Annotated in this window: 12 protein-coding genes; 10 read left to right on the top strand and 2 right to left on the bottom strand. The window is 50.2% G+C overall.

Features of this window, described 5'->3' with window-relative positions:
* Positions 1-154: 154 nt before the first annotated feature.
* Both Q0R17_RS12070 and Q0R17_RS12065 read right to left on the bottom strand, forming a co-directional pair.
* Positions 155-2,185 (bottom strand): hypothetical protein, encoded by a 2,031-nt coding sequence (locus Q0R17_RS12070; RefSeq protein ID WP_293935545.1) that lies wholly within the window; start codon positions 2,183-2,185, stop codon positions 155-157.
* Between the two features lie 137 nt (positions 2,186-2,322).
* Positions 2,323-3,255 (bottom strand): histone deacetylase family protein, encoded by a 933-nt coding sequence (locus Q0R17_RS12065; protein WP_293935544.1) that lies wholly within the window; start codon positions 3,253-3,255, stop codon positions 2,323-2,325.
* A 338-nt stretch (positions 3,256-3,593) separates the two neighbouring features.
* Here Q0R17_RS12065 and Q0R17_RS12060 point away from each other — a divergent pair, with 338 nt between their 5' ends.
* From Q0R17_RS12060 to Q0R17_RS12015, 10 genes are all read left to right on the top strand, one after another.
* Positions 3,594-4,505 carry a MoxR family ATPase gene (locus tag Q0R17_RS12060; protein WP_293935543.1) on the top strand — a complete coding sequence of 304 codons (912 nt, stop codon included), beginning with the start codon at positions 3,594-3,596 and terminating at the stop codon, positions 4,503-4,505.
* Between the two features lie 381 nt (positions 4,506-4,886).
* Complete coding sequence (locus Q0R17_RS12055; protein ID WP_293935542.1) at positions 4,887-5,843, top strand: DUF58 domain-containing protein; 957 nt, start codon at positions 4,887-4,889, stop codon at positions 5,841-5,843.
* A complete protein-coding gene (locus tag Q0R17_RS12050; RefSeq protein WP_293935541.1) occupies positions 5,840-7,756 on the top strand; it encodes a DUF3488 and transglutaminase-like domain-containing protein in 1,917 nt (638 codons plus the stop codon). The genes Q0R17_RS12055 and Q0R17_RS12050 overlap by 4 nt, the downstream gene beginning before the upstream one ends.
* 409 nt (positions 7,757-8,165) lie before the next feature.
* Positions 8,166-9,266 (top strand): ferrochelatase, encoded by a 1,101-nt coding sequence (hemH, locus tag Q0R17_RS12045; RefSeq protein ID WP_293935540.1) that lies wholly within the window; start codon positions 8,166-8,168, stop codon positions 9,264-9,266.
* Between the two features lie 67 nt (positions 9,267-9,333).
* The gene (locus Q0R17_RS12040) at positions 9,334-10,032 is read left to right on the top strand and encodes a response regulator transcription factor (RefSeq protein WP_130107717.1); all 699 of its coding nucleotides are present in this window, start codon (positions 9,334-9,336) and stop codon (positions 10,030-10,032) included.
* Positions 10,019-11,401 carry a sensor histidine kinase gene (locus Q0R17_RS12035; protein WP_293935539.1) on the top strand — a complete coding sequence of 461 codons (1,383 nt, stop codon included), beginning with the start codon at positions 10,019-10,021 and terminating at the stop codon, positions 11,399-11,401. The genes Q0R17_RS12040 and Q0R17_RS12035 overlap by 14 nt, the downstream gene beginning before the upstream one ends.
* Positions 11,402-12,054: 653 nt before the next feature.
* Entirely contained in the window at positions 12,055-12,300 is a 246-nt protein-coding gene (locus Q0R17_RS12030) for a GlsB/YeaQ/YmgE family stress response membrane protein (protein WP_293935538.1), read from the top strand.
* Positions 12,301-12,367: 67 nt separating this feature from the next.
* Positions 12,368-12,574: a hypothetical protein gene (locus Q0R17_RS12025; protein ID WP_293935537.1), complete on the top strand. Its 207-nt coding sequence runs from the start codon at positions 12,368-12,370 to the stop codon at positions 12,572-12,574.
* Between the two features lie 405 nt (positions 12,575-12,979).
* Complete coding sequence (locus Q0R17_RS12020) at positions 12,980-13,420, top strand: GNAT family N-acetyltransferase (protein ID WP_293935536.1); 441 nt, start codon at positions 12,980-12,982, stop codon at positions 13,418-13,420.
* 376 nt (positions 13,421-13,796) lie between these two features.
* Positions 13,797-14,288 carry an N-acetyltransferase gene (locus Q0R17_RS12015; protein ID WP_293935535.1) on the top strand — a complete coding sequence of 164 codons (492 nt, stop codon included), beginning with the start codon at positions 13,797-13,799 and terminating at the stop codon, positions 14,286-14,288.
* Positions 14,289-14,394 lie beyond the last annotated feature (106 nt).

Here is a 14,394-nt window from a genome sequence, read left to right as displayed (position 1 = left end):
CTGCGCCCTAGCTAAGCAGGGCGCAGCAAGCAGCGCCCCTACAGCATATTCGCCTGCATGCAATATATGGCTTTGTTTGAGCAAGAGACATAATCAGGTTAACTTAAGCAAGATGCCTTTGAGTGGGAGCAAACCGCGAGTGTTGCTGTTTGAGCTAATTCAAAGGCACGCTCTGCGTTGATTCTATGCCACTGGGTAGTTTTACTTTCACCACCAGTTGCGCATCGGCAGGGATGGGGCAGGCGATGGCGGATAGGGCGGCCCCAAACTGCTGCACGCCAATTGTACTTGGCACGGTAAAGGTACTCGTGCCAGATATCGCAGCGGGGTTGTTGATGGCATTACCCAAGGCATCCACCAACACCGTTTGTGCAACATCTAAACTAATCTGCGTTTGGGCGGGCAAGGTATTGCCATTGCTGTCTCTTGCATCAAAGGTAAACCGGCTCAGTAGATTATTGGATGCGCACAATTTACTGGCACCCACTGGATAATTCAACACATTAGCCCCCAAGCTACTCCCTGCCCAAACAATCACAATATTGCTCGATACATGGATGGTTTTAGCCACGCTAGCGGGGATACTGGCCGAGCGTAGTACGCCGTTGTATTGCAGATCTGGGCCGTTATAAACGCCATCACCATTAAAATCGATAAAGGGCTCTACATAAGTGCTGCCATCTGCGGCCAGCAAGCTAAGCGGGCTACTATGCGGCACTTCATTGGCATTTAAAAAAGCCTCGCCTTGATCTGTCCAGCTCTCGCCCAGATCAAAAACGCCATTGCCATTAAGATCATTAAAGCTTTCCTCCCCCAGCATATGCGCCAGCACCGTCATCCGCCCTGCCCCAATCAGCTTTCGCCGATCTCCTGAGCTGGTCAGCGTGACTTTACATGCACCACTGGCCATAGCGCAGCGTGGGGTGATCGTACCAATGCCACCCTCGGTCATAAAGCTAACCGCGGAGCCATCTGGCACGGGGTTACCAAAGCGATCTGAGGCCCTCGCCGTGAGCGTAATGCTATTGCCATCGTAGCTAAAGAATTCTGGGTTTAGAATATCGGCGGCCAAGCTAAAGCCATTTTGATGTGGCAAGCCAGTAGAAATCGTCAGGGCATTGGATTGGCTACTAATAATGGGAGATACCCCGCGCAAGCTGGCCGTTACCCGCACCACCGTACTCACCGATCCAGCGTTCACCACCACCTGCACCAAGCCCGTTGCAGGCTGGCTTTGCACGGCGCTTTGCACCAGCGAGATACCCCCAACGCTGGTATTTAAAGAAAAATCAACCCACTGCCCACCGATGGGGCTGCCTTGTAAATCTTTCACTTTAAATTGTAAAACTGAACTGGTGTTACCCCCAGTACCCGGCAAGGAGATTGTTTCTGGCACGGCACTGATAAACTCAATATTGCCTGCGGCGGCAGCTTGCACCGTTAAACTGGCTTTCACGCTGCGGCTAATCCCGCCCAAGGACGCCGTGACGGTGATCTCATCGACATTGGCGCATGATTTATCTTGGTAGGTGGCCGAGGCTGTGGCTGTTTTTAGGCCATTGACACTACTGAGCACAGAAAGCACAGGGGATGCGAGTAGCGCTTTGCCCGCCTCTGCGCAAGGGGAGCTAAAGCTAACATTCACTGGCGTTTCTAAGGCCAAACCCGTCTCGCTATTGATCAAATCAACCGACACCCCCACGCTGCCGCCCGCAGAGATAGTGCTTAGATCAAGCCTTGGGGCGCTCAAACTAAAATTAAGCGCTCTTACGCTGTAGTTAAACGCACCGGTGTAGCTTTTGCCTTCCACGTCTATCGTGGCATTGATGACATCCGCCCCCGTATTGTCATTTGTAATCAGCTGCGACTGCGCTTTACCCGAGGCATCGGTTAATACGGTTTCGGGACTAATTTTGCTTAAAGAAGACGTAGCAACGCTGAGTTTAACCACTCGATTACTCAGCGGAACCCCCTTAGCATCGGTCAGTGCCACGGCCAAAGTGGCGATTGAATTGGCATAAACGGTGGTAACCGTCTGCCCACTAGCGTTTTGTAATGAAACAGAGAGTTGTGCAGCACCACTGGCCACCACCACCGAGCTAGCCGTTGTCCCCGTTGACTCACTGGCACCGCCACCACAAGCGGCCAAAAACCCCAACAGCAGCAATATCAGCAAGCCCCGCATCGCCCCACCCATTTATTGTCATCTTAGTGGCATTTATAGCAAAGCAATCGCAAGCTAGCTTGTCAGTTTTGTGCGGGGTGAAAAACAACTACAGTAGAGGCGTGCTTACTACGCTCTCACAAGAAACTGAAATGGCATTAAATATCCGCCAATTCTTTGACATGCGCAGCCACGCTGCGCCCTAGAGCTGAAAGATCGTAACCACCCTCCAAAAAGGAAACCACCCGCCCCGCTGCGTGCTGCGCGGCCACTTTCATCAGCTGTTTAGTCACCCACGCGTAATCAGACTCGACCAGCCCCATGGTTGACATTTCGTCTTCTAAATGCGCGTCAAACCCTGCTGAAATCAAGATCAGCTGCGGTGCAAAATCATGCAAAATCGGCAGCCATTTTTCCAACACCAAGTCACGAAACTGCACGCCCGTGGTGCCACGTGGCATAGCAAAATTATGCATATTGCCACCGCGTGGCACATCGCCCGAATAGGGAAAAAAAGGGTGTTGGAAAAAACTCACCATGATGACCTTATCGTCATCACACAAAATATCCTCAGTGCCATTGCCGTGGTGTACATCAAAATCCACAATCGCCACGCGCTCTAAGCCATATTGCTCAGTGGCGTGCCTCGCCGCAACAGCCACATTATTAAAAAAGCAAAAACCCATCGCATTATTTTTTTCAGCATGATGGCCAGGTGGGCGCACCCCACAGAAAGCATTGGCCGCCTTGCCTTGCATCACGGCATCTACCGCCGCAATCCCCGCGCCCGCCGCATGATAGGCCGCGCGCAGGGTAAAGGGGTTCATCGCGGTATCAGGATCAGCATGCACAAAGCCCTGCGTAGGCGAAATCAAGGCCAGCCTATCGAGGTAATCTAAACCATGCACCCGTGCCAATTGCTCACGCGTGGCGGCTGGCGCTTCAATATGTAATAGAAAATCCCAGATTCCAGCAGCCATTAAGCGATCTTTAATCGCCTCTAGGCGCTCTGCACACTCGGGGTGGCCTTTGCCCATGCTATGCATGATACAAGCGGGGTGAGTGATGTAAGCGCTAGGGCCGCTACTCATGTGAAGCTCCATTTTTTCTCCAATCAGGCCATTTAAGCCGGTTGCTCGCAGATTCCGCATACTGAGCAAGGGATGGTTTTGCTGTCTATATAGTAGGTAGCAGGCAAATTTAAGCTGACAGTCTACTCATAAAAAGCAGGCATCAAGCATGACGATTAGTTTACGCCACAGGCAAACAGCGTGGCAATGAAAGCAGGTAGACAGCTTGCCTTTCATAAGCATTCACTAAGCACTAAAATAAAAATAATATTTAGCCCTCTAAGGGCCAGTGACACAAAGCCACTTAAAACGTTTTATCAGCGGCCATGCCGAGCCAACAACCCTATGGAAAGCCCATCATGACCCCTCGCTTACCTGCGGTGCTTAAGCAACTTGAAGCGATCATTTTGGGTAAGCCCATCCAAATTCGCCAAGCGCTATCTTGCCTTTTGGCCCAAGGACATTTATTGATTGAAGATCTACCTGGCGTTGGCAAAACCACACTCGCCCACGCCCTAGCCCGCACGCTAGGGCTTAAGTTTCAGCGGGTACAATTCACCAGCGATTTACTCCCTGCCGATCTCACAGGGGTATCGATTTACGATAGAGAAAACCAACGCTTTCAGTTTCACCACGGGCCACTTTTTACCCAATTATTGCTAGCCGATGAAATCAACCGTGCCTCACCCAAGACCCAATCGGCACTATTAGAGGCGATGGAAGAGCGGCAAGTCACCGCCGATGGCACCACTTGGCCCCTGCCCGAGCCTTTTTTTGTGATTGCCACCCAAAACCCATCGCATCAAATAGGTACATTTCTACTGCCCGAATCTCAGCTCGACCGATTCTTAATGCGTATTGAATTAGGCTACCCCGATTCCACGGCAGAGCGCGCCATGCTGGCCGGATCAGATCGCCGCCATTTAATTGAAACACTGCCTGAAGCCATCAGCAGCAATGATTTGCAAAGCAGCCAAAACGCCGTGCGCGATGTGCATGTCGCCCCCGCCCTGCTCGATTATGTGCAAGCGCTGATTGCTGCATCGCGCCAACCAGGGCGATTTATGTGTGGATTATCACCGCGTGCGGCGCTTGGCTTGATTCAAGCTGCCCGCGCTTGGGCTTGGCTAGATGGCCGAGATTTAGTTTTACCCGAGGATATCCAAGCGGTATTTGTACCCGTCACCCAGCATAGATTAGTGATGGCAGGCAGCGGCAAGGCCGCGCTAGAAATGGTAAAAACTTTGATGGATGAAACGGCGATTCCCTAAGGACTTGCCAAAGCAGATCAGCCTTAATGCAAGGGAGAGCAAAGCGCTTTACCTTGCCCTTATACGCATCAACTTAAATCGTTGCCATAACAAAATACGGCGTTACAACAAAATGTATCTTTTAGTAGGGAGGGTGCAACCCGCGTTTTTTCAGCATTATTCGCGGGTTGCACCCGCCCTACGAAGGGCAGATTGCTTAAGTTGATAGGATTGGGTTTCACCCGTCCTACGGTATTTATAATGAGATTGAGCAAGAGGCATAATCAGGGTTTATGTCATTAACTTAAATCAATCTGTAGGCCGTGAGGCCATTACACAGGGAAGTTTTTTTACCAAACCGGCAATCTCCCACACCACTTTGCTTCCTTTAGAAGTTTATCTATGCCCAAACTAAAATGGTTGTCTCAACGCCGCGAGCAATGGTTTAGTCGGCGGCATCCCTCACAAAATAGCGCCCAAACGCTAAAGTATGATCGCATCTATATTTTGCCCAGTGGCTTTGGCTATGCGTTTACCTTTACCGCCTTACTGGTTTTAATTGGGGCGATTAATTACCAGCTTAGCTTGGCTTATTTATTTGCCTTTACCTTATTGGGGCTAGGCCACGCCATCTTGCTACGCACATTTAGAAATTTATTAAAACTGCGTTTGCAACTTTTTGATGCTCCCGCTGTTTTTGCCGGTGAAACAGCTTATTTCCCTTTGCAACTTAACAATCCTAATCGGCTAACCAAGCGCGCTATTTACTTTTACTTTAAGCAAAAGATTAAACCACTAGCTTTAGAGTGTGGTGTCATTGAGCGCGATGCCCACCTCAGCATTCCCCTGCTTAGCCAGCGCCGTGGCTGGCTATTTGCCCCCACCTTGCATCTTTCTAGCCATTATCCAATGGGCCTTTGCCATGCTTGGAGCTACCTCAATAGCCCCGCCCGCTGCTTAGTTTGGCCTCACCCAGAGATTGACCCACCGCCTTGGGCCCCCTCATTAGGTGGCGGGCATACGGCGCAAACAGGCATGGGTGAAGAAGACTTTGCTGGGCTGCGCCCCTACACCCCAAGCGATTCCTTACGCAGAATTGCATGGAAGCAAGCCGCGCACAGCGAAACCTTACCCGTTAAGTTTTTTGATGCAGAAGGGCTATCGCCACAAGTGTTTAATTGGGATCAGCTTAATGAATTAGATAACGAGGCAAGGCTATCAAGACTGGTTGCATGGATATTAGCCGCCGAGCAAATGGGCGTACCCTATGGCTTGGCCCTACCGCATATGCAGATTGATGCGGAAAAAGGCGCTGCGCATCAAATCAGCTGCTTAAACGCCTTGGCGCTGTTTGAATGAATGCCTCACTTGAGCGCCGACCCTTGCAATATTTGATCGCCACTTTTGCACTGGTGCTACTGCCGCATGGCTTGCAATTTAGCCCTTGGCTCACACTGGCGCTGGGGGGCTTGCTGCTGTGGCGCGCTTGGATCAGCTATCGCGGCCATACTCTGCCCTCTACCGCTGTGCGCTTTTTATTAGCCCTTGGCTTATTTGCTCTGATTTGGCTGGAATATCAAAGCCTGATCGGCCGCCAAGGCGGTGTGGCGGCCTTAGCCAGCCTTGCCACCGTTAAGCTGTTTGAAACCCGCAGCCAGCGCGATATTAAACTTGTCAGCCTCTTGGCTTATTTCTTAGTGGGTGCGGGATTTTTAATTGCCCAATCGCAATGGATTTTACTTTGGGCTATTTTGGCCATGCTGGCCATTACTGGGCAGCTTATGCAATGGCAAAGCACACAAGCATGGTGGGCGCTCAGCAAGCAACTGCTGCTGATGCTGTTAGAAGCCCTACCTATCGCCATTTTATTATTTTTCTTTTTTCCAAGACTTACCCCGCTATGGAGCATGCCGGATGAGCAACTAAGCGCGCGCACCGGCCTATCGGATGAAATGCGCCCCGGCAATTTTAGCCAGCTAGCCAAAGATCAAAGCGTGGCGTTTCGGGTGGAATTTGAAGGCGCCATTCCCAAGCCTGCCGCACGCTATTGGCGTGGCCCCGTGTTTGATTTTTTTGATGGTGAAGGCTGGCAGCAGCCCAGCATGGATCAAACCGGAGGCCCTAGCATTGAAACTCGTGGCCCACTACTGGCCTACACCATGACAATGGAGCCACACAATCGCAATTGGCTATTGGCACTCGATCTTCCTGAATCGCTACCCGATACCGCCATGCTCAGCAACCGCATGCAAGCAGTGAATAGCAGCCCCATTACCGAACGCCAACGCTATCGCATTGAAAGCCATAGCGCATGGAAAACCACCAGCGATAACACGCTGCCTGCCGCATTACAGCTCCCCAAGGCGGGCAATCCAGAGGCCAGAAAGCTTGCCGCCAGCTGGAGTACGCTTCCACCCATAGAGCGCGTCAATCGTGGCCTGCAATGGATACGCAATGGTGGCTACAGCTACACACTTAGCCCGCCGCTGATGAATGGCACTAATAGCATCGATTCGTTTTTATTTAAGTATAAACAAGGCTTTTGTGAGCATTACGCAGGGGCATTTACTTTTTTGATGCGCGCCGCTGGCGTTCCCAGCCGCGTAGTGGGTGGCTATCAGGGCGGCCAATGGAATCAAAACGGCCAATATCTTATTGTGCGCCAAGCCAATGCCCACGCATGGACCGAAGTATGGCTAGCAGGCAATGGCTGGCAGCGCGTAGACCCCACGGCGATGGTAGCCCCCGCCCGGATCAACGAAGGCTTAATGAATGGTTTCAATAATGCAGATGCCTTGCCCTTTATGGGCGGTGCGCCCCCTGCATGGCTGCAAGATTTACGGCTGCACTGGGACAGCCTAGTTAACAACTGGAATCAATGGGTCATTGGTTACGATATGCGCAAGCAAATGCAGCTATTTAAAAAACTAGGCATTGATGAAGTGTTATCCAGTGAATTTATCCTACGTATGCTGTTAGCGATAAGCGTGGTACTTATTACTTTATTTTTAATCGCCACCCGCAGCGCCAAGCCTAAGCAAGATGCAGCAAGCCAGCTCTGGCAGCAGTTTTGCCGCAAATTAGCCAAGCGGGGCTGTATTCGCGCACCCAATGAAGGGCCTCTTACATTTAGCCTACGTGCCAGCTTGCTATGGCCTGAGTACAATCACGCCATAAATTACATTGCCCAGCAATATATCACCACAAGATACGGAGGGGATGCCGAGGCACTACTTAAGTTGCAGCAAGCAGTACGTCATTTTCACTCATGACCTACTGCAAGCTGGGCTGTTATGATAAGCGGCAGGTATTGTGACGTGGATCAAGCTAGCCATACCGTATGACCCGCCCTACGATGTTTCAACGCTTGCAATAGATAGATCTAAGTTGATCGCTTAAGGTTTTACGATCAACAGTGCCCTTAAGTTGATAGGATTGGGGTGCAACCCCATTTCCTCTGTAAACCGCTGTGGATGCCTGTGGAATCGAGGGTTTAATATTTAACTCAATCCTGCATATGACCCAATATTTACTAAGCGCACATGGATTATACCCGCCAGATAAAAACACACTGCTATATAAGCAGTGGCTTTCATACCTGACCAACACCCAACAAACCACACCCCACGCCAACAAATATCCGCGTGGGTCAGCACACAGCAGCCAAACCGAGCCTAAATTATGTCCTCTTACTTACCCGAGCCATCCTTTCGCCACGATCAGCAAAGCCGCATTGGTGTGCTTTTAGTTAACCTAGGTACACCAGAAGCCCCCACCCCAGCAGCGATTCGCCCCTATTTACGGCAGTTTTTATCTGACCCACGCGTGGTAGAAATACCAAGAGCGGTGTGGTGGGTGATTCTTAACGCCTTTATCCTGCCTTTTAGGCCTAAAAAAACCGCTGCCAAATATGCAAGTGTATGGATGAGCGAAGGTTCCCCTTTAAAAGTCTGGACACAAAGGCAGAGTAAACTTTTAAAAGGCTGGCTAGGCGAGCAAGGCCACAAAGAGGTTTTAGTAGACTATGCCATGCGCTATGGCCAGCCCTCGATTGCAGCGCAGATGGCTAAGCTGAAAGCCGCTGGCTGCGATAAATTACTGATTCTGCCGCTCTATCCACAATACTCAGCCAGCACCAGCGCCACCGTAGTTGATGAAGTAGGCCGCGTGCTAGCCCAATATCGCAACCAGCCCGCTATCCGTACCCTGCGTGGCTTTCATGATGACGCTGGCTATATCAAAGCCCTTGCCGAGCAAGTACGCAGCTATTGGCAAGCAAAGGGACGAGGCAACCATTTACTTATCAGCTTTCACGGCGTGCCGCGCTACACCTTGGATAAGGGCGATCCGTACCACTGCTATTGCCGCAAAACGGGGCGTTTATTAGCCGAAGAACTCGACCTTGCCGAATCAGAATATACCGTGGCGTTTCAATCTAGATTTGGCCGTGCAGAATGGTTGCAACCTTATGTAACCGCCACCTTGCATAAGCTGGGCAAGGCCAACACCGGTAGGCTAGATGTAATCTGCCCTGGGTTTGTAGCTGACTGTTTAGAAACACTTGAAGAAATCGCAATTGAAGGAAAACAGGACTATTTACAGGCCGGTGGTAAGGAGTACCACTACATCCCCTGCCTGAATGATTCCCCTCTTTGGATAGATTCTTTAGCAGCGCTGACAAAAAAAGAGCTTTCTGGCTGGCTACTTACTGACAACACTGCTATAGACAATACACAACAATGCACATTAAGCAGAGCCCAAGCTTTAGGTGCGCAAAATTAACTTGGGTATTGATGAAATTACAGTTAAACTGACGGTAAGCTTATTCTTACAAAACGAGGTTCAGACCATGAGCACAAAGCTCTTTCTCGCTGAAGACGACCTAATTCTCGCTGATGCTCTGAAAACTAGCCTGTCTCAGGCTGAGTTTCAGGTTGATTGCGTTAATGACGGCGCTCTTGCCTTACAAATTTTACTGCACAACGACTACGAAGTTGTGGTGTTGGACGTTGGCTTGCCAAATATGGATGGCTTGCAAGTTTTAAAAAACGTTCGTCAGCACAAACCTTCCCTACCTATCCTGATCCTGACGGCTCTGGATGGCTTGGAAGATCGCGTAGCCGGTTTAGATGCAGGTGCCGATGATTACCTTGCCAAGCCATTTGAGTTCTCTGAACTTGAAGCGCGTTTGCGTGCCCTGCTTCGTCGCAGCAAAATCTTACCGCAATCCGTGCAACAGCTCGGCAACTTGCGTTTAGATCGCGCTGGTCAACGTGCTTGGTGCAATGACACGCCGCTGGATCTTTCTGCCCGCGAACTCACCGTACTCGAAATATTGATGTCTAATATTGATCGTGTGGTGACCAAAGAGCAGATCGTTGGCGAGCTAGGTTCCGAAAATGCTGAAGTGGGCCTTAACGCCATTGAAGTTTACGTTCACCGCTTACGCAAGAAGCTAGATCCTTGTGGCGTTGTGATCCGTACCATCCGTGGTCTTGGCTATTTACTCGAGAAGCAACCTCCTCAAGCGCAGGATGTTGAGGGGTAAGTTCTCTATCAAGCGACAGCTCCTCCTGTGGTTACTTATACCGCAGGGGGTGCTTTGGCTTGCCGGTGCGTTCTTGAGCTACAACGTAGCCAAGTACTACACCAATACGGTAATCGACAATAGTCTGCTCCAAACCGCGCGCGCCATTGCCCGCCAAATCAAGCCGCAAGATAACGGCCTGATTATTGATTTTCCTCGCGCTTCACAACTATTGCTTGAAGACGATTCCGACGAACACCTTTATTATATGGTGACGCTCAGCTCTGGCGGCGTCATCCTTGGTAATAGCCAACTGCCCCCTTCGCTCAATCATAAAAAACCCGACAATAAAGCGGTTTTTTACGATACCAATGTCCAAAGCGAAGCAATGCGCATTGTCTCGCTATATTTCCCCATGGAAATTGCTAATAAACAGCAATGGCTACACGTACAGCTCGGCAAAAGCACCCAAATACGCAATAAACTCTCTAGAGAGATTTTAATCGCCATCGCCGCGCCGCTAGCCCTGCTGATTTTTATCATGAGTCTATTGGTTTGGTGGGGAATCAACCGTGGGCTACGCCCGCTGGCCCGCCTACAACGCCGCGTAGAAGAACACTCTGGCCAAGACCCATCACCACTATTATTAGATGACGAGCCAGAAGAAGTCGGCGCGCTTACCTCTGCGCTCAACCATTTACTCAGCAGCACCAATGAAAGCGTAGCCAGACAACGCCGCTTTATTGCCGATGCTGCCCACCAATTACGCACCCCCTTGGCAGGGCTAAAATCGCAAACCGAGCTAGCCATGCGTGAAAGCACGCCAGAAGGCCTAAGCAACCGGCTCACCATGGTGCATACCAGCGCCAACCGCAGCATTCACCTAGTAAACCAGCTACTAACACTGGCCAGATCAGAGCCAGACAGCGCAAAAGGCATGCCACGCGTTGCGCTAGATTTAGCCAAAGTCATCCGTGAGCTTACCGCAGAATGCGTACCCCGCGCCCTAGCTGCAGGCATGGATTTAGGCTGTGACACCCACTTATCCGAAGCCCCCATGAACGGCAACTCCGCCTTGCTGCGCGAGCTATTTACCAACCTGATCGAAAACGCTATCAAATACATACCACGCGGCTGCAACATCACCGCCCGCCTCAACATTGAAGGCGAATACTATGTAGTGGAGGTAGAAGACGATGGCGCAGGCATCCCAGATTCAGATAAAGAACGCGTGTTCGAGCGCTTCTACCGCCGTGAACAAACCGGCAATGGCTGCGGCCTAGGCATGGCCATCGTCAAAGAAATCACCGAACGCCATAAAGGCAGCATCGAGCTACGTGATGCAGACCCCCATGGCCTGATCGTACGAGTGATGTTGCCTAGGCATTAGGCCTAACCTCATCGCCGCTTTAGGCTGCGAACACGCACCAAAAGCACAGACTATCTCTGCTTTATCTGTCCCTCCTAACTCCCTAAGCATCACACCACAACAAACGCTTAGGCGCTTTAGCCTCTGCCACCCCGCTTAGCCAAGGAAAATCCAGCTTTAATACCTGCTAAAAAAAGAAACAGCAAAGCAAACTACGCCTTATTTAGCACTAAAGCCTACACACTCTTTGCAACCGAAAGATGGATAAAGAAAAGCACGATGTCATCCGTCGCCGTTTCTTTTAGATGACGTAAGCGATGGAATTAGATAAAGTAGTGCATAAACTTGCTCAATGCGAATGCTAAAGTGCCGCGACAACTGGTCGTACTTATCACTTTGACGATAGGGAACCTTGAAAAACTTATCTACTAAATAAGACAAGGCGGGTATTAAAAAAATCGACACTGCATATGCTTGAATATGTAAGGAGATTTTTTAATGTGCAACGCAGTATTATGAGATCAGATGGTTTTTTTAAGTTCCCTGAATTATATCGGACTATGCTTTTAAACCATTTCAGTGGCAAACCCCTTACTTTTACGTTAGGCCGCTTTTAAAATGTATTCTAGCGACTTAATTCCCACCCCCACCGTTCTCCAACTTTGGATTAAAAAATGAATCTTCTTTGGTTTCTTATTGTCGGCGTGATTGCTGGCTGGCTGGCTGGATTATTGGTAAAAGGCGGCGGCTTTGGCCTCTTAGGGGATCTTGTCGTTGGCGTAATCGGCGCATTTGTCGGCGGTGCCCTGCTCCCCGCGCTAGGCATCTCGGTTGGCGGCGGTCTGATGAGCAGCATTATCGTCGCCACTATCGGAGCCGTTGTATTGCTGTTTATAGTGCGCCTTATAAAGCGAGCGTAATCAGCCTAAGCAATTGTTCAAGCGGGCTGCATTTGGCAGCCCGCTTTACTCCAGCCATAGGCACCACATGGCACTAAATCAGTCACTTGTAGAGCTCGCAATACAACAGGCACTCTCACGGTTCCCAACGGGCTACGCTGGTGCAGCGGCGATTCGAACCGATTCTGGCCAAACGTTTACCAGCGTTTGCTTTGACGCGCCCAACTCTGGGGCAAGCCTATGCCACGAAACAGGGGCCTATTGCGAGGCAAATCGGATTGTGGGGCCAGAGTAGTCGCTCTCTGTATGCGTCTCTCGCAGCCAAGCTGGCAGGCCATTCCTTATTCTGGCGCCATGTGGCATCTGCCAAGAGCGATTGGCCTTATGGGGCCCCGATGTTGAGGTGGCCGTTGCCGTTGCCGTCCCCGGACAGCCAGGAGAATGGCAGCCCAAGAGGCTATCTGAGTTGCAACCGCACTACTGGCGCAACGCTGTTACCGATGCTGGAGAATGAGCGGCTCACACCGTTACTCATCCTGAAGCTAAGCCAATCAGCCTTAGTTAATCTCGTAACAACAAAGGCCTAGCACGCCAGTCAAACGGCACTGGCCACAGGGCCTTGTTTTGCACCATCCCAGAGTTTAGCCCTTACTTTTAACGTTAGAGACCTCAAAACCACATATATCCTTACCGAGATCCTATGAACTACAAACTCTCCCTTACCGATGTAGCGGACGAGCAAGTTCGCAAAGCCATTCTTGGCCCGCTGGTTGAATACAACACCAGCCAAGCCGGCCCTGGGAATAGCCGCCCCCTTGTTATCACAATAGCTGACGAAGATGGCAAGATCGTTGGCGGCCTTTGGGGCTATACGGGTTACGAATGGCTATTTACGCAACTTCTGCTTGTCCCCGCATCTCACCGAGGAGAAGGCATCGGCTCTAAGCTCCTTGGTATGGCAGAGGAAGAGGCCATTTCCAGAAGTTGCACTAGCGCATGGCTAGATACTTACGAGTTTCAAGCCAAAGGCTTCTACGAGCGTATGGGCTACACCTGCTTTGCCGAGCTTCCAAATTACCCAACTGGATACTCACGCTACTTTATGAAGAAAAGCCTGCGTGGTGCAGCACACACCGCCTAGCCTTTCCATCGAGATGTCATGGCCCAGCAAACGGAGTAATCAAAGGCACCACGCTTCATTGATTGCAAATATTGATTCATCTGCTAGTGTATAAAACCGCACATTTTTCCACTGAACACGCCTCCCCCGAATGCTTTTACCTGATTATGTCTCTTGCTCAATTTCATTATAAATATCGTAGGGCGGCCCGCCCTACACATTCAAAAACCAAGCCCAACACTCAAGAAACCCATCTGCACAGAGTCCATTGAGCAAGAGACATAATCAGGTGCTTTTATTGGAAACCCAAAGAGGTTGAGTGCACCAGGGCTAAATTCCAACCTACGCGGGAATGGCGCTAAAAATAGCGGAGTAACGCCGCTAAGCAGGGTAATTTATGAATATACATATTAGAAAAACCGAAGAAACGGATTGGATCGCCCTAAAGGAATTACGCCTAGAATCTTTAAATGAATCCCCTAAGGCATTTGGGCTTGCTTATGCCAACGCGACCCAATTTACTGATACGCAATGGCAAGATAGTGCCGCTTGCAAAACGCCACCTACATATTTCATGGCCTGGTATCATTTAAAAGCAATCGCGCTGATTGGAGGGGCTATTAGTAATGGCGAATATAATCTGATTGCCATGTGGGTTTCGCCTAAAAATAGAGGTTTAGGCATTGCTGAGAAACTCATTCATACCGCATTATTTCACGCACAAGAAATAGGCCACAGCAATGTGGTGCTCTCTGTATCGCCAGAAAATATTCCGGCCAAACGCCTGTATGAAAAAATGGGATTTCACTTTATCGAGCAATATGAGCAGCTAAAAAGCCACCCTGATATTAAAGTACAAAAAATGGTAGCAAATATTGGCGGCTTATAAGGCCCACCATCAATCGCCATCACTTTGGAATACCTACTAACTGATGTTACGCGCAAGGCTTTTTGTCCACTAAAAACACGAAAAAACAAGCAACACACATCGGTTT

It is taken from the genome of Iodobacter sp., assembly GCF_025352645.1.
Classification (GTDB): Bacteria; Pseudomonadota; Gammaproteobacteria; order Burkholderiales; family Chitinibacteraceae; genus Iodobacter.
This window is presented reverse-complemented; position numbering and strand designations above follow the sequence as displayed.

Bases quoted from the DNA above. Each gene is read 5' to 3' on its own strand.
- Q0R17_RS12055 (WP_293935542.1), top strand. From the start codon at position 4,887: ATGCCCAAACTAAAATGGTTGTCTCAACGCCGCGAGCAATGGTTTAGT.
- Q0R17_RS12065 (WP_293935544.1), bottom strand. From the start codon at position 3,255: ATGAGTAGCGGCCCTAGCGCTTACATCACTCACCCCGCTTGTATCATG.
- Q0R17_RS12060 (WP_293935543.1), top strand. From the start codon at position 3,594: ATGACCCCTCGCTTACCTGCGGTGCTTAAGCAACTTGAAGCGATCATT.
- Q0R17_RS12030 (WP_293935538.1), top strand. From the start codon at position 12,055: ATGAATCTTCTTTGGTTTCTTATTGTCGGCGTGATTGCTGGCTGGCTG.
- Q0R17_RS12020 (WP_293935536.1), top strand. From the start codon at position 12,980: ATGAACTACAAACTCTCCCTTACCGATGTAGCGGACGAGCAAGTTCGC.
- Q0R17_RS12025 (WP_293935537.1), top strand. From the start codon at position 12,368: ATGGCACTAAATCAGTCACTTGTAGAGCTCGCAATACAACAGGCACTC.
- Q0R17_RS12070 (WP_293935545.1), bottom strand. From the start codon at position 2,185: ATGCGGGGCTTGCTGATATTGCTGCTGTTGGGGTTTTTGGCCGCTTGT.
- hemH (WP_293935540.1), top strand. From the start codon at position 8,166: ATGTCCTCTTACTTACCCGAGCCATCCTTTCGCCACGATCAGCAAAGC.
- Q0R17_RS12035 (WP_293935539.1), top strand. From the start codon at position 10,019: ATGTTGAGGGGTAAGTTCTCTATCAAGCGACAGCTCCTCCTGTGGTTA.
- Q0R17_RS12050 (WP_293935541.1), top strand. From the start codon at position 5,840: ATGAATGCCTCACTTGAGCGCCGACCCTTGCAATATTTGATCGCCACT.
- Q0R17_RS12040 (WP_130107717.1), top strand. From the start codon at position 9,334: ATGAGCACAAAGCTCTTTCTCGCTGAAGACGACCTAATTCTCGCTGAT.
- Q0R17_RS12015 (WP_293935535.1), top strand. From the start codon at position 13,797: ATGAATATACATATTAGAAAAACCGAAGAAACGGATTGGATCGCCCTA.